This is a genomic window from Janthinobacterium pasteuri (assembly GCF_051380775.1).
In the GTDB taxonomy this organism is placed as follows: domain Bacteria; phylum Pseudomonadota; class Gammaproteobacteria; order Burkholderiales; family Burkholderiaceae_D; genus Janthinobacterium.
Genome location: NZ_JBNYXS010000001.1, coordinates 426,753 through 446,505, shown reverse-complemented (window position 1 = coordinate 446,505; position 19,753 = coordinate 426,753). Strand labels below are relative to the sequence as shown.

General features: G+C 63.2%; 16 protein-coding genes. 10 read left to right on the top strand and 6 right to left on the bottom strand.

Annotation, left to right across the window (positions count from 1 at the left end; all coding sequences use genetic code 11):
• Nucleotides 1-12: 12 nt before the first annotated feature.
• The gene (locus tag ACQ4WN_RS01995) at nucleotides 13-1,584 is read left to right on the top strand and encodes a methyl-accepting chemotaxis protein (RefSeq protein WP_436550026.1); all 1,572 of its coding nucleotides are present in this window, start codon (nucleotides 13-15) and stop codon (nucleotides 1,582-1,584) included.
• 5 nt (nucleotides 1,585-1,589) lie between these two features.
• Here ACQ4WN_RS01995 and ACQ4WN_RS01990 read toward each other — a convergent pair whose 3' ends face one another.
• Nucleotides 1,590-2,813: a M24 family metallopeptidase gene (locus ACQ4WN_RS01990; RefSeq protein ID WP_436550025.1), complete on the bottom strand. Its 1,224-nt coding sequence runs from the start codon at nucleotides 2,811-2,813 to the stop codon at nucleotides 1,590-1,592.
• Nucleotides 2,814-2,979: 166 nt separating this feature from the next.
• The gene (gene argH / locus ACQ4WN_RS01985) at nucleotides 2,980-4,377 is read right to left on the bottom strand and encodes an argininosuccinate lyase (protein ID WP_436550024.1); all 1,398 of its coding nucleotides are present in this window, start codon (nucleotides 4,375-4,377) and stop codon (nucleotides 2,980-2,982) included.
• Between the two features lie 265 nt (nucleotides 4,378-4,642).
• On the opposite strand from argH, the gene ACQ4WN_RS01980 reads away from it, so the two are divergent.
• Both ACQ4WN_RS01980 and ACQ4WN_RS01975 read left to right on the top strand, forming a co-directional pair.
• Nucleotides 4,643-4,840, top strand: coding sequence for a hypothetical protein (locus tag ACQ4WN_RS01980; protein WP_436550023.1), 198 nt, complete (start codon nucleotides 4,643-4,645; stop codon nucleotides 4,838-4,840).
• Nucleotides 4,841-5,004: 164 nt separating this feature from the next.
• A complete protein-coding gene (locus ACQ4WN_RS01975) occupies nucleotides 5,005-5,430 on the top strand; it encodes a GNAT family N-acetyltransferase (protein ID WP_436550022.1) in 426 nt (141 codons plus the stop codon).
• A gap of 5 nt (nucleotides 5,431-5,435) precedes the next feature.
• Here the strand turns inward: ACQ4WN_RS01975 and ACQ4WN_RS01970 are convergent, their stop codons facing one another.
• Nucleotides 5,436-6,824: a YfcC family protein gene (locus tag ACQ4WN_RS01970; protein ID WP_436550021.1), complete on the bottom strand. Its 1,389-nt coding sequence runs from the start codon at nucleotides 6,822-6,824 to the stop codon at nucleotides 5,436-5,438.
• A gap of 18 nt (nucleotides 6,825-6,842) precedes the next feature.
• A complete protein-coding gene (locus ACQ4WN_RS01965) occupies nucleotides 6,843-7,979 on the bottom strand; it encodes a succinylglutamate desuccinylase/aspartoacylase family protein (RefSeq protein WP_436550020.1) in 1,137 nt (378 codons plus the stop codon).
• A 202-nt stretch (nucleotides 7,980-8,181) separates the two neighbouring features.
• On the opposite strand from ACQ4WN_RS01965, the gene ACQ4WN_RS01960 reads away from it, so the two are divergent.
• The 3 genes from ACQ4WN_RS01960 (at nucleotide 8,182) to ACQ4WN_RS01950 (ending at nucleotide 13,417) form a co-directional block, all read left to right on the top strand.
• A complete protein-coding gene (locus tag ACQ4WN_RS01960; RefSeq protein WP_436550019.1) occupies nucleotides 8,182-9,183 on the top strand; it encodes a MurR/RpiR family transcriptional regulator in 1,002 nt (333 codons plus the stop codon).
• Between the two features lie 32 nt (nucleotides 9,184-9,215).
• On the top strand, nucleotides 9,216-12,011 hold the full coding sequence (locus tag ACQ4WN_RS01955; RefSeq protein ID WP_436550018.1) for a TonB-dependent receptor: 2,796 nt from the start codon (nucleotides 9,216-9,218) through the stop codon (nucleotides 12,009-12,011).
• Nucleotides 12,012-12,163: 152 nt separating this feature from the next.
• Nucleotides 12,164-13,417, top strand: coding sequence for a cyanophycinase (locus tag ACQ4WN_RS01950; RefSeq protein WP_436550017.1), 1,254 nt, complete (start codon nucleotides 12,164-12,166; stop codon nucleotides 13,415-13,417).
• Here the strand turns inward: ACQ4WN_RS01950 and ACQ4WN_RS01945 are convergent.
• Together ACQ4WN_RS01945 and ACQ4WN_RS01940 are read right to left on the bottom strand one after the other, a co-directional pair.
• On the bottom strand, nucleotides 13,408-14,604 hold the full coding sequence (locus ACQ4WN_RS01945) for a DUF418 domain-containing protein (RefSeq protein ID WP_436550016.1): 1,197 nt from the start codon (nucleotides 14,602-14,604) through the stop codon (nucleotides 13,408-13,410). The genes ACQ4WN_RS01950 and ACQ4WN_RS01945 overlap by 10 nt on opposite strands.
• Nucleotides 14,605-14,612: 8 nt before the next feature.
• Nucleotides 14,613-15,215, bottom strand: a complete 603-nt coding sequence (locus ACQ4WN_RS01940; protein ID WP_436550015.1) for a TetR/AcrR family transcriptional regulator — start codon at nucleotides 15,213-15,215, stop codon at nucleotides 14,613-14,615.
• 209 nt (nucleotides 15,216-15,424) lie between these two features.
• On the opposite strand from ACQ4WN_RS01940, the gene ACQ4WN_RS01935 reads away from it, so the two are divergent.
• From ACQ4WN_RS01935 to ACQ4WN_RS01920, 4 genes are all read left to right on the top strand, one after another.
• Nucleotides 15,425-16,867, top strand: a complete 1,443-nt coding sequence (locus ACQ4WN_RS01935) for an IgA Peptidase M64 (protein WP_436550014.1) — start codon at nucleotides 15,425-15,427, stop codon at nucleotides 16,865-16,867.
• 429 nt (nucleotides 16,868-17,296) lie between these two features.
• Nucleotides 17,297-17,482 carry a hypothetical protein gene (locus ACQ4WN_RS01930; RefSeq protein WP_436550013.1) on the top strand — a complete coding sequence of 62 codons (186 nt, stop codon included), beginning with the start codon at nucleotides 17,297-17,299 and terminating at the stop codon, nucleotides 17,480-17,482.
• The gene (gene fabI, locus ACQ4WN_RS01925) at nucleotides 17,479-18,264 is read left to right on the top strand and encodes an enoyl-ACP reductase FabI (protein ID WP_436550012.1); all 786 of its coding nucleotides are present in this window, start codon (nucleotides 17,479-17,481) and stop codon (nucleotides 18,262-18,264) included. The genes ACQ4WN_RS01930 and fabI overlap by 4 nt, the downstream gene beginning before the upstream one ends.
• Nucleotides 18,265-18,274: 10 nt before the next feature.
• The gene (locus ACQ4WN_RS01920) at nucleotides 18,275-19,744 is read left to right on the top strand and encodes an efflux transporter outer membrane subunit (protein WP_436550011.1); all 1,470 of its coding nucleotides are present in this window, start codon (nucleotides 18,275-18,277) and stop codon (nucleotides 19,742-19,744) included.
• Nucleotides 19,745-19,753 lie beyond the last annotated feature (9 nt).

The following is a 19,753-nucleotide window of genomic DNA, read 5'->3' as shown; positions in this document are numbered from 1 at the left end:
CAGGAGACAGCAATGAGCATCAAACGCAAGATATGGGCGCTGCCTGTCGTCTCGGCCGTGATCTTCGGCCTGGGACTGGCCGTCAGTGCCTACCTGTCTACGGCCGCGCTCAATTCCATTCACGCCACTGAAAGCGCCGACTATCCCGTGCTCGACATGGCCAAGTCGCTGACGCTGGACGTGGCCGCCGTCGGCGATGGCTTACGTGACGCCGTCAGCGAAGGCGACAAGGAGCGTATCGGGCAAGTCGGCGGCCAGGCCGTCAAGCTGCGCGGCAAGCTGGGCGACTTTGCGGCGATCCCCGGCCAGCGCGAACAGGGCCAGCGCCTGGCCAAAGAATTCGATGCCTATTATGCGCCGGCGCTGAGCGCGGCGCGCATCATGCTGGAAATGGAAGAGGGCGATCCGCAAGCGACCGTGGCGCGCATGCAGGGCGCGCTGGCAGTGCTCAATGCCGACCTGGCAAAGACCAACGAGCAGGCGCAATTGCAGTTCAAACAGGGCATAGAGCGCAGTGCGGCCAACGTGCGCCATGCCCTCAATACCAGCATCGCCGTGGCACTGGCCGTGATCGTCTGCCTGGTGGCCGTGTCGCACTTTGTCGTGCGCGCCATCTGGCAGCAGCTGGGCGGCGAACCCGAATATGCACGCCAGATCGCGCGCGCGGTGGCCGATGGTGACCTGTCGATGGAGATCGCCACCGATGCGGGCGACCAGGCCAGCCTGCTGGCGGCCTTGAAGGACATGCGCGGCAAGTTGGGCGGCATGGTAGCCGATATCAAGGCTTCCGCTGAAACCATCCAGGTGGCCAGTGCCGAAATCGCGCAAGGCAATGCGGACCTGGCCGCACGCACGGAATCGCAAGCGGGCAGCCTGGATCAGACGGCGCGCAGCATGGATAGCCTTACAAGCACCGTGCGCGACAACGCGGCCAATGCGGGGCAGGCGCATGCACTGGTGGTGTCGGCGTCTTCTGTCGCCGTGAAAGGCGGGCAAGTGGTCAGCCAGGTGGTCACCACCATGGGTGAGATCAACGACTCATCGAAACGCATTGTCGACATCATCGGCGTGATCGACGGCATCGCCTTCCAGACGAATATCCTGGCCTTGAATGCGGCCGTGGAAGCGGCCCGCGCGGGCGAGCAGGGGCGCGGCTTTGCCGTGGTGGCATCCGAGGTGCGCAATCTGGCGCAGCGCAGCGCCGCAGCGGCCCGCGAAATCAAGGAATTGATAGGAGACTCGGTGGCCAGGGTGAATGTCGGCTCGAAGCTGGTCGACGAGGCGGGGCTGACCATGGGCCAGATCGTCGATTCCGTGAAAAAAGTGGCCGACATCATGGCCGAGATCAGCGCCGCCAGCCAGGCGCAGAGCGCCGGCATCGGCGATATCGGCGTGGCCATCGGCAGCATGGATCAGATGACGCAGCAAAACTCCGCGTTGGTGGAAGAGGCGTCGGCGGCGGCCGAATCGCTGCAGGAACAGGCCGTACAACTGGGCACTGCGCTGGCCGTGTTCAAGCTGGCGCAGGGCGGCGTGCCGGCGATTGCCACCGCACCAGCGGCACGGCGGCTGGCGTTGAGGTAAGCTGCCTAGGCGTGCAGACCGAACGGATCGTCGATGCTGTGCGCCGGTTGCGTGAACCAGCGCGGACCGTTTTCTGTCATGTAGAAATGGTCTTCGTGGCGGATGCCGAATTCGCCGGGGATGCAGATCATCGGCTCGTTCGAGAAACACATGCCCACGTCGAGCGGCGTGGTGTCGTTGCCCACCAGGTAAGGCCACTCGTGGATATCGAGACCGATCCCATGGCCCGTGCGGTGCGGCAGTCCGGGCAATTTGTAGCCGGGGCCGAAGCCGTCTGCTTCCAGGGATACGCGGGCGGCGCGGTCCACGTCGCCGCAGGGAACCCCTAGCTGCGCGGCGGCGAACGCGGCTGCCTGCGCCGCCTTTTCGCTGTTCCACACGCTGCGCTGGCGCTCGCTGATGGCGCCAAACACATAGGTACGCGTGATGTCGGAAATATAGTTCATTACCTGGCAACCTGTATCGATCAGCACCGTGTCGCCTGCCTTCAGTGTCTGTACATAGTTGACGCCATGCGGATAGGCCGTCGCTTCGCCGAACAGCACGATACAAAAATACGAGCGCGGCGCACCCACCTTGCGGTGCGCACGCTGGATGAATTCCTCTACTTCCACCGTCGTGATGCCTTCATACAGCATGCTGGCCGTGGCCACGTGCACGGCCAGGGTCATGTCCATCACGCGCTGTATCAGGGCGATTTCCGCCTGTGACTTGCGGCTGCGGCAGTACGCCGTGACAGCGCGCGCGTTTTCCAGCGCGTAGCCGGGGGCCAGCGGCTTGATGCCGTCATAGATGAAGAAGGCGGCGCTTTCGCAGATGCCCACGCGCGGCGGCTGGTGCGCGTCTTGCGCCACACCCATGCGCGCCAGCACGTCGACGAACAGCAGGTACGGGCTTTCATGCTCTTCCCAGCAATTGACACGGCCTTCGATGAGCATGAAGCCCGTCAAGGTGCTTTCCTCGAAGGCCGGAGCGATGTATTCGATCTCGCCGCTGGCCGGCAGGATGGCGCCCACCATGCGTTCGCTGGCATACCATTTTGTGCCCGTGAAATAAGTGAGGTTGGCGCCCGCGTTCAGGTAGATCGCCGCGATACCCTGTTCGCGCATGTACGCTTGCGCCCTGGCGATGCGTTGCGCATGTTCGGCCTTGCCGATGGCGAGCATGCCGCCCGTCATGTCAGACAGCGATGCCAATGCCTGTTCGATGGAAGTGCCACCTATGCTCATGCCTGCTCCTTTGTTCGATGCTGATTTGGAATGCGGGCATGATATCAGTTCGCGCCTTTCGGCTTGAGCCCGGGCGCTGCCTTTTCTGGATTGTCGAAAATCGTCGCGCAATGAAAAACGCCCCGCTGCAGCGATGCAGCGGGGCGCTTGTGCGCACAAGCGCGGTTTATTTTTCCAGCTGCGAGCGCACGCGGGCGATCGCGGCGCGCACCTGGCGCGGCGCGGTGCCACCCACGTGGTCGCGCGCGGCGACGGAGCCTTCCAGGGTCAGCACTTCAAACACGTCTTCACCGGTCAGCGGGGAAAACGCGCGCAACTGTTCCAGCGACAGGTCGGCCAGGTCGCAACCGGCATCGACGCAGGCGCGCACGGCCAGGGCAACTGCTTCATGGGCGTCGCGGAACGGCAAGCCCTTCTTGACCAGGTAGTCGGCCAGGTCGGTCGCCGTGGCATAACCCTGCAGGGCTGCCGCGCGCATCGCTTCCGGTTTCACCGTGATGCCACCGGCCATGTCGGCGAAGATGCGCAGCGTGTCAATGACGGTGTCGACGGTATCGAACAGCGGTTCCTTGTCTTCCTGGTTATCCTTGTTATAGGCCAGCGGCTGGCCTTTCATCAGGGTCAAGAGGCCAATCAGGTGGCCATATACGCGGCCTGTCTTGCCACGGGCGAGCTCGGGCACGTCCGGGTTTTTCTTTTGCGGCATGATCGACGAGCCGGTGCAGAAGCGGTCGGCGATGTCGATGAAGCCGATGCGTGGGCTCATCCAGATCACCAGTTCCTCGGCCATGCGCGACACGTGCATCATCAGCACGGCGGCAGCGGCGCAGAATTCGATGGCGAAATCACGGTCCGACACGGCGTCGAGCGAGTTGTGGCACACGTCGTCGAAGCCCAGCGTCCTGGCCACGCGCAGGCGGTCGATGGGGAAGGTGGTGCCGGCCAGGGCTGCGGCGCCCAGCGGCAGGCGGTTGACGCGCTTGCGGCAGTCGGCCATGCGCTCGGCATCGCGGCCGAACATTTCCACATAGGCCAGCATGTGATGGCCGAAGGTGATCGGCTGTGCCACCTGCATGTGGGTAAAGCCCGGCATGATGGTGTCGGCATGCTGCTCGGCCAGATCCGTCAGCGCGCTGCGGAACGTCGCCAGCAGGGCGGTGATGTCGTCGATGGCGGAACGCACGTACAGGCGGATGTCGGTGGCCACCTGGTCGTTGCGCGAACGGCCGGTGTGCAGGCGCTTGCCCGCATCGCCTACCAGTTCGGTCAGGCGCTTTTCAATATTCAGGTGGACATCTTCCAGGTCCAGCAGCCATTCGAACTGGCCGGCGGCGATTTCCTGCGAGATTTGCGCCATGCCGCGCTGGATTTCCGCGTAGTCGGCCGGGCTGATGATGGCTTGCGCATGCAGCATTTCCGCATGGGCCAGCGAACCTTCGATGTCGAACAGCGCCAGGCGCTTGTCAAAAAATACAGAAGCTGTGTAGCGCTTGACGAGGTCCGAGACCGGTTCGGAAAACCGGGCCGACCAGGCTTCGCCCTTTTTGGAGAATTGATCAGTCATGAAAGAAGTCCTTTAGTGTAGGGCGATTATAAACAAGGTTGGCAGGCGGTAGGGCTTTTAGGGCCTTGCAGGGCGCTGAAATGGCCAGGAATGGGGCTGGCAAGCGTCAAATGCCACGGCGCGGGCAGGTTGTGCGTTCCATCCGCGCTTTTTGTATTCTGTCCCGCGAATCGTGCGTTTGGTCGCAATCCGCTGGCGGTTCAGGGGCGGTCCGCCTACAGTTCAATCATCGCAGCACACAACCAGCCACTCAAAGGACATCATCATGAACATCGCTAAAAACATGGAAGCCATCTTCGTCGCCATCATCGCCATCGCCGCCGCCACCAGCCTGGCCACTGCCGCTGTGCCGAAGTTCCGCGCCGCGCCAGCACCCATCGTTGCCAGCACCGAGCAAGCCACCATGCACACCGTGTATGTCAGCGCCAAGCGTTTGAGCGCCGAAGAAAAAGCCGCACTGTAAGCGCGGCCATGCAATGCCAGCAGAACCCGTGGTACCAGTAGCATCCAGCAATACACCATCACAGGCAGTCGGGAGGGGCGGTACCCCCTATCCTCGCCAGCCCTGATGACAGCAGTGCGCAAATCGCCGATGATCGTATTTTTCAACGACAGGCGGGCAGCGAGATGTCACACTTGAATATCAGCAGCAACAAGGCGGAACTCGACGTTCCTGCCATCCACCATTTTCTCAGCACGCAATCGACATGGGCCATCGGCATCCCGCTGGCCACCGTGCAGCGCGCCATCGACCATTCTCTGTGCTTTGGCGGTACGCTTGACGGCCGCCAGGTGGCGTTCGCCCGCGTGGTCAGCGACTACGCCACGTTTGCCTATCTGGTCGACGTGTATGTGCTGGAAGAGTACCGCAGCCGCGGCTACAGCAGGCGCCTGATGGAGGCCGTGGTGGCCCACCCTGACCTGCAGGGCTTGCGCCGTTTCATGCTGGCCACGAGCACGGCGCATGGCCTGTATACGGACTACGGTTTTACGCCGCCCCTCAGGCCGGAGGCGCTGATGGAGCGGTATGTGCCGGACATCTACCAGCGCTGACTGGCTTACTGCCAGTGCATCAGGCAGGGGGGAATCAATAGCAGCAGCGCGAGCACCAGATAGATCAGCTGCAGCGGGATCATCCACTTGGCCCAGGTAATCCACGGCACGCGCGCCAGCGCCAGCACGCCGACGGTGATGCCGGAGGTGGGGATCATCGGCGTGGTGAATTCGCCGAACTGGAAAGCCAGAATGGCTGTCTGGCGCGTCACGCCCACGAGGTCGGCCAGCGGCGCCATGATGGGCATGGTGAGAGCCGCCTGGCCGCTGCCGGAATGGATGAAGAAGTTGATCACCGACTGCATGAAGAACATCTTTTGCGCGGCAAAGACGGGGCTTGACGACGCCACCAGGGGCGTGAGCGCATGCAGCATGGTGTCGATGATCTGCGCATCGCGCGCCAGGATCATGGTGCCGCGCGCCAGCGCGATGACGAGTGCCACGCTCACCATGTCGCGCGCTCCCTGCACGAAGGACGCCACCAGGCTGTCCATGTCGAGTCGGCCGACCAGGCCGACGACGATGGCCATGACCAGGAACAGGGCGGCGATTTCATCGATGAACCAGTCATACTTGACGACGCCGACGACCATCGTCAGCAAGGTCGCCATGAAAATCCACAGCACCGCGCGGTGCGTGCGCGTCATGCCGGCAAAGCTGTCCAGGTCCATCGAGTGTTCGCTGCGCTTTTCGATGTCGAGCAGATAGGTCGGGCTTTTTTCCGGATGGCGCTTGATGCGCGCCGCGTACCACATCAGGAAGACGATGCTGACTGCCGTGGCGATGGTCCACACGATCAGGCGGTAGCCGATGCCGGAAAAGATCGGCACGCCGGCGATGCCCTGCGCGATACCGACGTTGAACGGGTTCAGGAAGGCGGCGGAAAAACCTACCTGCGAGCCGATGAAGGGAATCGACACGCCCGTGATGGTGTCATAGCCCAGGGCCAGCGCCAGTGGCACGAAGATCAGGATGAAGGGAATCGCTTCCTCGTTCATGCCGAAAGTGGCGCCACCCAGGGAAAACATGGTGAAAAAGACGGGGATGATGGCGGCGCGCACGAAGCGCGAACTGGTGTGTGCCTTGGCGATGGCCTTGATCAGCGAATCGAAGGCTTCCGTCTTTTGCAGCACGGCGAAGGCGCCGCCGACGATCAGCACGAAGCCGATGATCAGGCTGGCGTCGACGAAGCCCTTGATGGGCGCCATCATCAGCGCTGCCAGTCCCTGCGGCTTGTTGTCCACGTAGTGAAACGTGCCCGGGATGATCAGCTGCTTGCCGTTCACCAGCTGCGTGTCGAATTTCCCGCCCGGCACCAGCCATGTCGCCAGGGCGATCATGGCCAGGATGGCGCACAGCAGGACGAAGGTGTTGGGGAGCTTGAATTTTCTCATGGCGCTTTGTAGTGTCACTTATTGGCTCAACAGGCTGCCGCCGCGGAAGGCGACGGTGCCGGCGACCTTGCCGACGTTCATGCCGCGCAAGACGTGGCGGTGGGCGCTGCGCGCAAAGAAGACACCGGCGACGGTGCAGCACAAGGTCGTCGTCTCGCCGCTGACGGGATCGATCAGGTCGGCTATCGCGTCACCGGCGGCCAGTACCTCGCCCATTTCACGCAGGTAGACCAGTACGCCGTGATGCGGCGCGAGGATGGGTTCCACGCCGGCCAGCGGCGTGGGAACGCATTGCGGGGCGGGCAGCTTGTCGCCGGCGCCGGCTATCTCCAGTACGCCCTCGATGGCGAGAAAACGCAGCAGGGCGGTGGCATCGCGTTCTGCCAGGGCGTAGCTCACTTCCACTTCGCCGCGCAATTCGACGGTGGTCGACAGGCAGGCGGCGGGGATTGGATAGCGTCCCTGGAAGTGCGCGTCCAGATCCCACCACAGGCGGCTGCAGGCTTCGTCGAACGGCTCTTCCCCGGCTGCCAGTTCCAGCAGCACGGCGCGCGCGCCCAGCAGTGCGGACAGGGGCGCGATCTGCGCCGCCAGCGGCGTGCCTGTATAGATGTGCAGGGCTGCTTCGTTATCGCAATGCAGGTCGAGCACGATGTCGGCATCGATGGCCATGCCCAGCAGGGTTTTTTTCAGCACTTCCGCATCCGTGCCAGGCCGCCAGGCGGCGACGGCATCGCGCGCATGCTGGCGTATCAGCGCCACGTTGGCCTTCGCATCCTGTCCCAGCTGGCCATCGAGCGTGGTTTTCAATTCATCTGCCACGTGGCGGTAGGCGCGGTTGAAGTTGATGCCGGTGGTCAGGTCGAAGCGACCGAACGGCGCGCCATGGATGGCTTGCGCCAGGCCGATGGGATTGGCTGCCGGCACCAGGATCACTTCGCCGTGGATCTTGCCGGCCGCCTCCAGCGCCAGTAGTTCGCGGCGCAAAAATTGCGATACCAGCATGCCCGGCACTTCGTCCGCATGCAACGCCGCCTGGATATACACCTTCTTGCCGCTGCGGCTGTCGGCAGCCGCCGTGCCAAAGTGAAAGCTGCTCAACTGGCAGGATACGCTGGCGTGCGCGGTGGAGATGGGATGCTGTTGTACTTGCATGGCGAATTCGCCCCAAAACGGGGCGCGGTTGATGGATTTCGGTCGATTATGTAGCATTATTTTCACGAAGTAAATCAATGAAAATCCTTTTACAAATATTTGTTGAGTTTTCTTTTTGATATGAGTAGAGTAAGTTCCAGCGACCCGTTTTCGCCTTTTTATCCGTCATCCGCCATACACAAGAACACAGGCCGCCAGTGATATGAAATCATCCGCCAGTCCTGCCCGTAACAGCTCCCGCACGCCAGTGGCCGCTGCCCTGTCGTCGCCCGATGCTGCCTTTGCGCAAGCGCCGCTGGGACAGGCGCTGATGCACGTGCTGGCCAGCGGCTCGGCCTCGCAGCGGCAGATCGCCGATTACCTGCTGCGTAACCAGATGCGCGTGACGGCGCTGGGCATCGAGGAGCTGGCCGACAGCTGCCAGGTATCGACGGCAACCATCAGCCGCTTCGCGCGCGACATCGGCCAGAAGAATTATTCGGCCATGCGCAGTGCCATGGCCGAAACCCTGCAATCGCTGTTGCAGCCAGTCGATAAATTGCGTCGCACGATAGAACGGCGTGCGCGCGCCACATCACCCGTCACGGAAAGCCTGGAATATGCGGCCGCGAACATCGCCGCCACATCCGATGCCCTCTCGCCGCCTGCCATGCAGGCCGTGGTGCGGCGCCTGACGCGCGCCAAGGTAGTGTATGTGATGGGATTCGGCCTGTCGGCCAACCTGGCAGGCATGCTGGTGCAGCATCTGCAGCCGTTTTGCCCGCATGTGGTGGAAGTGGTGGGCATCGGTGGTTCGGAAGTGGCGGCTGGGCATCTGGTTAACCTGACGGCGCAAGATGTGCTGGTGGTGCTCTCGTTCCCCCGTTACACGCTCGACTGCATCGGACTTGCCAGCTTCGCGCGCGATCGCGGCGCCTGCGTCGTGGCGCTCACCGACTCGCCCGCATCCCCCCTGGCCGAACTGGCCGATCATGCGTTGTATGCGCAAAGCACGCATCCTGTCCTGCCCAGCAGCGCCAGCACGGCACTGGCCATGATCGAGGCGCTGGCCGTGGCGCTGATGGTGTCGAACAAGAAGAACGTTGAAAAAGCGGCCCGTCTGAGCGAAGTCATTTCCGCCTATCTGTACGGCGGCGAGCATGGCGTGCCAGGGCCCAGGAAAGCAGTATCCAGGCAGCGCAAGGCAGTGAAAAAATCATTATAAAAATCAGATATATACCATCGGGGAGAGTTGCAATGTACATGAAAAGACAAGATGGCGGTTCCATATTGCCGCGCGAGTCGGTGCTGGCGCAAGGCGTGCGCCTGGCGCTGGGCGCACTGAGCGTGTCGGCGGCGCTGGGCATGCTGGCCAGCGGCGCGCAGGCGCAGGATCAGGGGCAGGACGGGGAGCCGGCACCGAAAAAAATGCAGCGCGTGGAGATCACGGGGTCGGCCATCAAGCGGCTGGAATCGGAGACGGCGCTGCCGGTGCAGGTCATCACGCGCGCCGATATCGAGAAAGCGGGCGTGACGACGGCGGCCGAACTGATGGCGCGTGTATCCGCCAACGTCGGGGGCCTGACCGATGGCGCCAGCATCAACGTGGGCGGTGACCAGCGCGGTTTCAACAGCGCCAACCTGCGCGGCGTGGGCACCTCATCGACCCTGGTGCTGCTGAATGGCCGGCGTATGGCGAACTTTGCCTCGCCGGGCGACGATGCTGGCGTGGACCTGAATAACATTCCCGCCGCCGCCCTGCAGCGCGTGGAAGTACTGCTCGATGGTGCTTCGGCCCTGTACGGCACGGACGCCATCGGCGGCGTCATCAATTTTATTACGCGCAAGGATTACCAGGGCGTGGAGCTGAACGTGTATGGCAGCCGCACCGATGAAGGGGGCGCGGGCAAGCGCACCGCCAGCATCACGGCCGGCACCGGTGACCTGGCCACGGATGGCTACAATATCTTTGCCGTGGTCGACCTGCAAAAGACCGACCGCCTCAGCTCCTCGCAGCGCAAGTTCATCCCGAACCTGCAGATTCCGCATCGGTTGGGGCATCTGCTGTCGAACTTTACCAGCCCGGCGAATATCCGCCTGTCCAGCGCCCAGCGCGCGCACTTGCAGGACAATGGCTTCCAGCTCAATGGCCAGCCGATCACCAACCGGCAGATCAATCTCTCGATCCCGAACTGCGCGCCGCCGGCGAATCTGTATCTGCCGGCGGGCACGGGCGGCGTCGACGCCTGTACCTACGATTATATGGGCGACACGGAGCTCTATCCGAAGACGGACAAGCAGAACCTGCTTACGCGCGGCGTGCTGAAGCTGAACAACGACCACCAGCTGTATGCGGAGGTGGCGCTGAGCCGCTCGCGCAGCTATTACGTGGGTTCGTCGGCGCGCGTGATCGGCTATCTCGATTACAGCAAGGTGCCGCAGCTGGCCAATGCCGGCTTCGATACGGCGCTCGACGAGGATGGCGAACCGGTGGGACGCGAGCTGGAACTGCGCATGCGCCTGAACGAGGCGGGCATGCGCACCAGCCAGCTGACCAGCGAAAGCCAGCGCTTCGTGGTCGGCGCCACCGGCACGCTCGCCGGCTGGGATTACGACGTGGGCCTGAACCACAGCGTCAATGTGGTCAAGGACAAGGATACCCATGGCTATGTCCTGTACGACAAGCTGTTGGAAGGTATCGCCGATGGCCGCATTAATCCCTTCGGGCCATCGGGTGCGGAAGGCAAGGCGCTGCTCGACAGCATCCAGGTGAACGACGAGGTGCGCCATGCGCGCGGCACCATGGATGGGCTGGACTTCAAGGCTTCGCGCGCACTGATGGCCCTGGGCGGCGGCGACATGGCGCTGGCCGTGGGCGGCGAAGTGCGGCGCGAACGCACCGAGTTCCGTCCATCGGCATTGCTGATGAGTGACAACATCAACAACGATGCGGCACCGGAGGGCGGCAAGGGCACCAGCGACAGCCGCAATGTGCAAGCCATCTACGGCGAACTGCTGCTGCCGTTTACCAAGCAATGGCAGGCGCAGTTGTCTGGCCGTTATGACCATTACGAGCAGGTGGGCGGCGCCCTCAGCCCCAAGGTGGGCCTGACTTACATGCCCAGCAAGCAGGTGCTGATGCGCGCCTCGGCGGGCAAGGGTTTCCGCGCACCGTCGATGTCGGACCTGCACCGTCCTACCGTCTACAGCAGCACGGCGACCTTGCCCGATCCCGTGCTGTGCGCCACCGTGGAGAACAATTATGCCGATTGCGCGCAAAACTGGGATACGCGCCGCTACAGCAACGACAAGCTGAAACCGGAGCGCAGCCGCCAGTTCTCGGCCGGCCTGGTGCTGGAACCGAGCCAGCACTGGACCTTCAGCTTTGATTACTGGAATATCAAGCGCACGGATCTGATCAGCGAAATCGGCGACGACATCATCCTGGGCAACCTGGCCAAATACGGTGACCTCGTGCATCGCAACGATGACAATGAAATCGACTACATTGAGCTGCGCAAGGAAAACCGTGGCGCGCAAAAAGCCTCGGGCATCGATATCACGGCCGACCTGCATGGCGTGAAAACGGCGTGGGGGCGTTTCGGTGGACACCTGAGCGGCACGTATGTGCTCGACTCGAAAATCCAGACCAGTCCTGGAGACGATTTCATCAGCAACCTGAATACCTTCGTCACGGACGGCGTGGTGCAGCGCTGGCGCCATACGATCACGCTGGACTGGGATAATGGACCGTATTCGGCCAGCCTGTCGAACACGTATTCGAGCGGCTACCGGGACCAGAACTCGGCCATCAACACGGACGATGGCAGCGTGGTCAAACCGAATCGGGTGAAGGCGTACACGCTGTGGGACATGTCGGGCGCGTATGCGGTCAGCAAGCAGTTCAAGCTGCGCGCGGGCATACAGAATCTGTTCAATACCAGCCCGCCGTACTCGAACCAGGCGTACTTTTTCCTGTCCGGCTATGACCCTACTTATTCGGATCCGCGTGGCCGGCGCTTCTATGCCAGCGCTAATTACAGCTTCAAGTAAGCAGTTTTACATAGAAGCGTGGAGATACCGCAACAACGCTGTCATAAGCAGCAAGTAGTATCGTAGTTCGATGGAGCTGGCTTGCAAGCAGCAGTTTGGCAGCAAGGGCGCGCGCCAGGCGCGTGCCCCTTTCCGTGTATTCGAGAGGTACCATGAAATCATCTTCAAGCCTGTATCACACTTTCCGCGCCGCGCTGCTGTTTGCGCTGGCATTGTGCAGCTTCCATGCCGCAGCGGCGCCCGGCGGCAGTGCCATCGGCAGCGCCCCGCAGGGCACCCTCGTCATCATCGGCGGCGGCTTGCGCGCCGACAATGCCGAAGTCTGGCAGCGCATCGTCAAGTTGTCGGGCGGGCAGGGCGCGCGTATCGCCGTGCTGGCCTCGGCCGCGATGAATCCGGAAAAATCCGGTGAAAGCATCATCAAGAAACTCAATCAATATGGCGCCGATGCTTTTTTCGTGCCACTGGCCGTCAAGTTGGCCAATCGTGACTACCGCAAGGCAGCCGAAGATCCGGCCATCGTCACGCAGATCAAATCGGCCACCGGCATCTATTTTGCCGGCGGCGACCAGGGGCGCATCACGCAAGCCTTGCTGCGCCCGGACGGCAGCCGCACGGCCGCGCTGGAAGCCATCTGGTCGGTCTACCGCAACGGCGGCGTGATCGCCGGTTCCAGCGCCGGTGCGGCCATCATGAGCACCACCATGTTTTATGACGCCAAACCCGTGCTCGACATGCTCAAGATGGGCGTGACGGATGGCCGCGAGATCGCGCCTGGACTGGGCTTCATCGGCAGCGATGTTTTTGTGGACCAGCATCTGCTGGTACGCGGGCGCTTTGCGCGCATGATTCCCGTGATGCTGAAAAAAGGCTATCACCTGGGACTGGGCATCGATGAAAACAGCGCCATGGTGGTCGACGCCATGCGCGACGTGGAAGTCATCGGCTACAGTGGCGCCTTGCTGATCGACCTGTCGGGCGCCATCAGCGACCGTGGCGTGAAAAATTTTAATATCAGCAACGCGGCCATCAGCTATCTGGACCGGGGCGACAAATTCAACCTCGTTACGCGCGTGTTTACGCCCTCGCCGGACAAGGCCGACAACAAGCTCGATCCGAACCAGCCCGACATGCGCGAGCCCGTGTTTACCAACGATATTCTCGGCAATAACGCCGTGCTGGACCTGATGGGCAACCTGATCGACAATGCGCAGCAGGAAGCCATCGGTATCGCTTTCGGCAACCCGCGCGATCCTTATCCGGACCTGGGCTTCGAGTTCCGCTTCAGTAAAACGGTCAACAGCGTCGGCTACAGCTCGACCGAGGCGGAAGCGTATTCGGTGCTGAAACTGCGCCTCGACATCCGCCCCATCCAGCTGCGCCAGCCGCTGTACCGCTACAAGTAAGCGCCGCGCCGCCAGCGCGGCCACGCCGCAATCGTCAATGCCCGGAGCAGCCATTCGACGGGGCCATACGCGTGGTTGCGCAGCCACCAGCGGCTCAGTGGCAGCTGCAGGCTGAAGATGATGGCAGCCAGCGCCAGGGCGCCCAGCGGCGAGACGCTGCCCATCAGCCGCGCGCCATACGCGAGGAATAGCCAGGCGCAGATGGCTGACTGCAGCAGGTAGTTCGACAGTGCCATGCGACCCGTATCAGCCAGCAGGGAAAACAGCGTGTCGTCGCGCAGGCGCTCGAACAGGGCCAGGGCCAGCGCAAGATAGGCGCCCGCCAGCAGCGGCGCACTCGCCAGTCCCACGGCCAGCCCCGCCACCTGCCATGCCTGGTTGTCACCATACACGGAGGTCCACGCATAGAAGGCGGCGCCGGGCAGGCCCACCAGCGCGCCGGCCCGCAGCAGGCGGCGGCGCAGCGGCAGGTATGCGCTGGCGTGCAGCAGCATCTCGCGCTTGCCGGCGGCCAGGCCGCACAGGAACATGGCCAGTGCGCACGGCGCTTGCACCAGCAGCAGGACGATCCAGATGTCACTCAGTTCGCGCAAATGCTGACTGACGACGGTGGCCGGGGTGGCGCGGTAGGCGGCCAGCGCGGTCGCCGCCTTCTGCGCCATGGCCACCGCCTGCTGGGCGGCGTCGCCCGCCGGCTGCAGGCTTTGCAGCCAGGCCATCGATCCCCAGAACCCCACGCAGACGGTGACGAGAATCAAGGCCAGGGACAGTGCCTGCCGTTCGCCGCAGCGATGCAGCGCCAGCAGCACGATGCCCAGCACGGCATAAGTGGTGAGTATGTCGCCATGAAACAGGAACACGGCATGCAGGGCGCCGATCAGCCACAGGCCCGCTTGCCGGCGCAGCATGCGCGGCACGAACGGCGCACCGGCGCGCGCGGCCGCCTGCATCTGCAAGGTGAAGCTGTAGCCGAACAGGAAGGAAAACAGCAGATAGAATTTGGTCTCGAACAGCAGGGCGACGAGGAAATGCGTGGCGCGGTCCACGTTGGCGTGAAAGGCCGGATCGGTCAAGCCAAGGCCAAACCAGGGTGTGGCGAAGGCGCCGATATTGACCACCAGGATGCCGAACAGGGCGCAGCCGCGCAGGGCGTCGACATCGGCGATGCGCGCCGGTGTTGCCGTCATGGCGCCGCTCATGACCGGGCAGGGCGCAGGAAACGCGCCAGCAGCAGGTGCAAGCTGGCGCGCTGTGCCAGCGGCGCGTAATGGGGATCGACGGCGACCCGGTTGAAGATGCCGTCGATCAGCGCAGCGAGCCAGCTGGCCGTTTGCGCGGCGTCGAGCGCGGCGTCGACCTGGCCCCGTGCGGCCGCCTCTTCCAGCAGGGCTTGTATGGCGCCGCGCAGGCTGGCGTCATTGTGCGCCACCCTGGCCGCGATATCCGTGTCGCGCATCGCCTCGGCCGCTATTTCCAGCGCCAATCCCGCAAAATCACCGTCTGCCGCCAGTGCCAGTACCAGGTCCATGAAATCGAGCAGGGCGCCGTACGCATCGGCGCTGCCTTGCACGCCGGTGAAATAGGCGGCCGTCTCCTTGCCTTCCTGGTCGACGATGGCGGCGATGATGGCTTGCTTGGTGGGGAAGTAATGAAACAGGTTGCCGGGGCTCATGCCCGCCTGCGCGCAGATGGCAGCGGTGCTGGTCTGGTGGAAGCCTTTTCGGGCGAAGCAGTGGCGCGCCGCCGCGAGAATGGCGTCACGGCGGGCTGCGTGTTTGTCGGGATCGATGGTGCGCATACTTTCCTTATTGCTTGATCGACTAGTCAGTCTAATATATGGAAAAATGCTTTCAAGGTCAAGCGTGCAGGCTGAAAACGCGTGCTTTGCATGCCCGCTTCCTGTCGCTACAATGTGCCGCAGCGGTTTTTCCCGCGCCTGCCGGCGAACCCGCTGATTGTTTGGAAAACCGTTCCCTTCACCTGTTTTTCTACCGTTTTAGGAATGACATGCAGCAAACTCCGATTCGCTCCTTCCTCTGCGCTCTGGCGCTGGCCTCCTGCTCGCTCCCTCTCGCGGCGGCGACCAGTGCCGCCCAGCCGGCCACCATGCGCCTCGATTACCAGCACAGCGGCAATGCGCTGGGCGAACATTATGCGGTGGAACGCGTGCTGGTCGAGCCCTTGCCATGGCCGGGCAATCCGGCACGCCCCATCGACGACAGCAACCGCGGCAACAACCTGCTGGAAGTGGTCGATATCAAGTCGGGCAAGGTGCTGTATTCGCGCGGCTTTTCCACCATTTTTGGCGAGTGGGCCAGCACCGATGAAGCGAAAACCACCACGCGCGCCTTCCAGGAATCCGTGCGTTTCCCTCAGCCCGAGCAGCCCGTGCGCGTGCGCATCCTGAAGCGCGACGAGCGTGGCCTGTTTTCCATTGTATGGAGCACCGATGTCGACCCGGCCGCGCAGGATGTGATCCGCAAGCAGCCACCGGCGCCCGTCAAGCCGATCCCGATCCGCGTCAGCGGTCCCTCGTCCGACAAGGTCGACCTGCTGATCATGGGCGATGGCTACACGGTCGCCGAAATGGGCAAGTTCGAAGCGACGGCGCGCAAATTGGCCGAGCACCTGTTTACGGTCTCGCCATTTCGCGAACGGGCCAATGATTTCAATGTGTGGGCCATGGCCGCGCCGACGCAGGAGTCGGGCGTGTCGCGTCCGTCGACGGGAGTGCATCATGCTTCGCCGTTGGGTACGCGCTACGATATCTTCGGCAGCGAGCGCTATGTGCTGACGACGGATAACCGCGCCCTGCGCGACCTGGCCCAATATGCGCCGTATGAATTCATTGAAATCCTCGTCAACAACGACACCTATGGCGGCGGTGGCATCTTTGGCCAGTTCAGCACGGCCGCAGCAAACAACGACTGGGCAAATTATCTGTTCGTGCATGAATTCGGCCACCATTTCGCCGGCCTGGCCGACGAATACTACACCTCGCCCGTGGCCTATCAGTCGAATGGCGAGCGGCAGGAACCGTGGGAGCCGAATGCCACGGCGCTGCGCGATCCGGCCAGGCTGAAATGGAAGAACCATGTCAAGGCCGGTACGCCGCTGCCCACGCCGTGGCCGAAGGAAGCGTACGACAGCCATGCGCGCGAGTACCAGAAGCAGCGCGCCGCCCTGCGCGCGGCCAACCGCCCGGAAAGCGAGATGAGCGACTTGTTCAAGGCCGACCTGGCGTACACGCAGCAATTGTTCTCGAAGGCGCCGCAGCGCCATGCCGTTGGCGCCTTCGAAGGCGCGAACTATGAGTCCTCCGGCTACTACCGTCCCGAGATGCAGTGCATCATGTTCGACCGCAGCGAGACGTTCTGCTCCGTATGCCAGGATGGCATCAGCACCATCATCGACCTGTATTCGCGTCCTGCCTCGGTGCCGCGCAAATAAGGCCATTCAGCTTAACCCCGCAAAGCATGGTGGGCCATGTTGCAACGCAATAGCATGGCCCCCATTCTGTCTACTCTCCACCACCCACCGTCCGCCACCTCCCAGCGTTGATTGTTTTTCAGATAACTCCAATCTTCGCTGGAAAGTCCATTTTCTTCCTGTCAGCCCGACAGTATTATTAAATACACATCCCCGCACGGTTGCTTGAAAAATATTTCATTTAGATAATATTGAGGTAAAATTTGATTTACATCAATGTTGCATTGCCGCAATCGCACTTATAGTTGACCTAGCTCAAAGCGTCATGAAATGCGGATCGGAATCATCACGAATCACGCTTCTAAATGCTGTAGAGTAATTTCGCCCCGTACCAGTTCCCCGAGAATGCACTGGTGCTGGCCTCGAATTTCAGTGACGGAAGCCCGATTCATGAAGATGCAGATCCCCGCGCCAGACGCGTGCAGTACCCTACACCCCCACACTCCCATTGCCTTGCCGTATGCGCGTGCCGGCGGCATTACCCTGGCCTCTTGCGCCGCCGCCGTGTGCGCCGGTGCCGTGCAATGCGTGAGCGCGGCCACGCCCTGGCCCGCCTTGCGTCCGAATAAGCCATGACGGCGTCCATGCCGCAGTTCCTGCCATTGCAGGGAAAACGCGGGCTGGTGGTCGGTATCGCCAACGCGCAAAGCATCGCCTGGGGCTGCGCCAGCGCCTTGCGCGCGGCCGGCGCCGAATTGGCTGTCACCTGGCTCAATGACAAGGCCCGTCCCCATGTGGAACCGTTGGCGCAGCAAGTACAGGCGGCCATCATGGCGCCCCTCGACGTGGCCGTGCCAGGCCAGCTCGAGGCGCTGTTTGCGCAGATCGAGCAGCAGTGGGGGCGGCTCGATTTCGTGGTCCATTCCATCGCCTACGCGCCCAAACAAGACTTGCATGGCCGCGTCACGGACAGTTCGGCTGACGGCTTCGCGCAGGCGATGGATATCTCCTGCCATTCCTTCATGCGCATGGCGAAGCTGGCCGAACCGCTGATGCCGGACGGCGGCAGCCTGACCACCATGAGTTATCTGGGCGCCGAGGAAGTCATCGCCGATTATGGCCTGATGGGTCCCGTGAAGGCGGCGCTGGAAGCATCGGTGCGCTACCTGGCCGCCGAACTGGGTCCGCTAGGCATCCGCGTCAATGCCATCTCGCCGGGACCGCTGGAAACGCGGGCCGCTTCCGGCATTGCCCATTTTGACCGCCTGATGGCCGACGCCATCGAACGTTCGCCCATGCGGCGCCTGGCCACCATCGAGGACGTGGGCGCGCTGTGTGCCTTTCTCGCCGGCGACGGCGCGCGCGCCATCACGGGCGGCACCTTGTATGTCGATGGCGGCTACAACATTCTGAATTGACTGGAAGAAGATGATCATGCCTGTTCCCGCTTTATCTGCGTGCGCCAGGATGGCCGCGCTGGCCACTGCACTGGCCACCACGCTGGCCCTGGCCGGCTGCGCCTCGATGGCACCGCCGTACGCGCCACCGCCGCTACCGGTGGCGGCGCAGTATCCGGAAACCGATCCTGCCGGCGCGCACGCTGCGGACATCGCCTGGCAAGCCTACTTTGCCGACGCGCGCCTGCAGGCGCTGATTGCGCAGGCGCTGGCCAGCAACCGCGATATCCGCATCGCCGCCCTGCGCGTGGACGAGGCGCGCGCCGCGTATGGCATACAGCGCGCCGAGCAGTTCCCCACCATCGCACTGGGCGCCTCCGGCAGCCGTGCACGCGTGCCCGGCGACCTGAGCGTGACGGGGCGCCCCATGACGAGCGCGCAGTACCAAACGGGTTTGAACGTGAGCGCCTGGGAGCTCGATTTCTGGGGCCGCGTGCGCAGCCTGAAGGACAGCGCGCTGCAAACCTTGCTGGCCAGCGACGAGGCGCGCCGCGCCGTCGGCGTGGCCCTGGTGGCGCAGGTGGCCAATGGCTACCTGGGCTTGCGCGAACTCGATGAACGGGTTGCGCTGGCGCGCGCCACGGTTGACAGCCGCGCCGAGTCGCTGCGCATCTTCACGCGTCGCTTCGAGGTCGGTTCGATTTCCAAGCTGGACCTGACGCAGGTGGAAACGCTGCTTAGCCAGGCCTTGTCGCTGTCGGCGCAGCTGGAGCAGGCGCGCGCCGTGCAGGCGCATGCGCTGGCCCAGCTGGTGGGCGGCCCCGTCGACCTGACGCCGGTGGCTGCTGAGGCGCACCGCTTCGACGACGCCAGCGTGCTGCAGCCGCTGCATGCGGGCCTGCCCTCGGCTTTACTCACGCAACGTCCCGACCTGGTGGCGGCCGAGCATCAGCTGCGCGCCGCGCACGCCAATATCGGCGCCGCGCGCGCCGCTTTCTTCCCGACCATTTCGTTGACGGCCGCCTACGGCACGGCCAGCGCGGAATTGAGCGGCCTGTTCGACTCGGGTAGCGGCGCCTGGAATTTCGCGCCGCGCCTGGTGCTGCCGATCTTTGACGCGGGCCGCATCCGCGCCAACATGGACCTGGCCGAGGTGCGCCGCGACGTGGCCGTGGCCAATTATGAAAAGAGCGTGCAGGGCGCGTTTCGCGAAGTGGCCGACGCGTTGTCGAACCGGCGCTGGCTGGCGCTGCAGGTCGACATCGGCAAGACCACGCTGGCCGCGCAGAGCGAACGCGCGCGCCTGGCCAAGCTGCGCTATGACAATGGCGCCGCGCCCTACCTGGAAGTGCTCGATGCGCAGCGCGACCTGCTGACGGTCGAGCAGCAACTGGTGCAGACGCGCCGCGCGCTGCTCTCCAGCCAGGTCAGCCTGTATGCCGCCCTGGGCGGCGGCGTAATTGCCACCACCTCCGCTGCCGCCGCCACGTTCTCCAATTAATTGCGATTG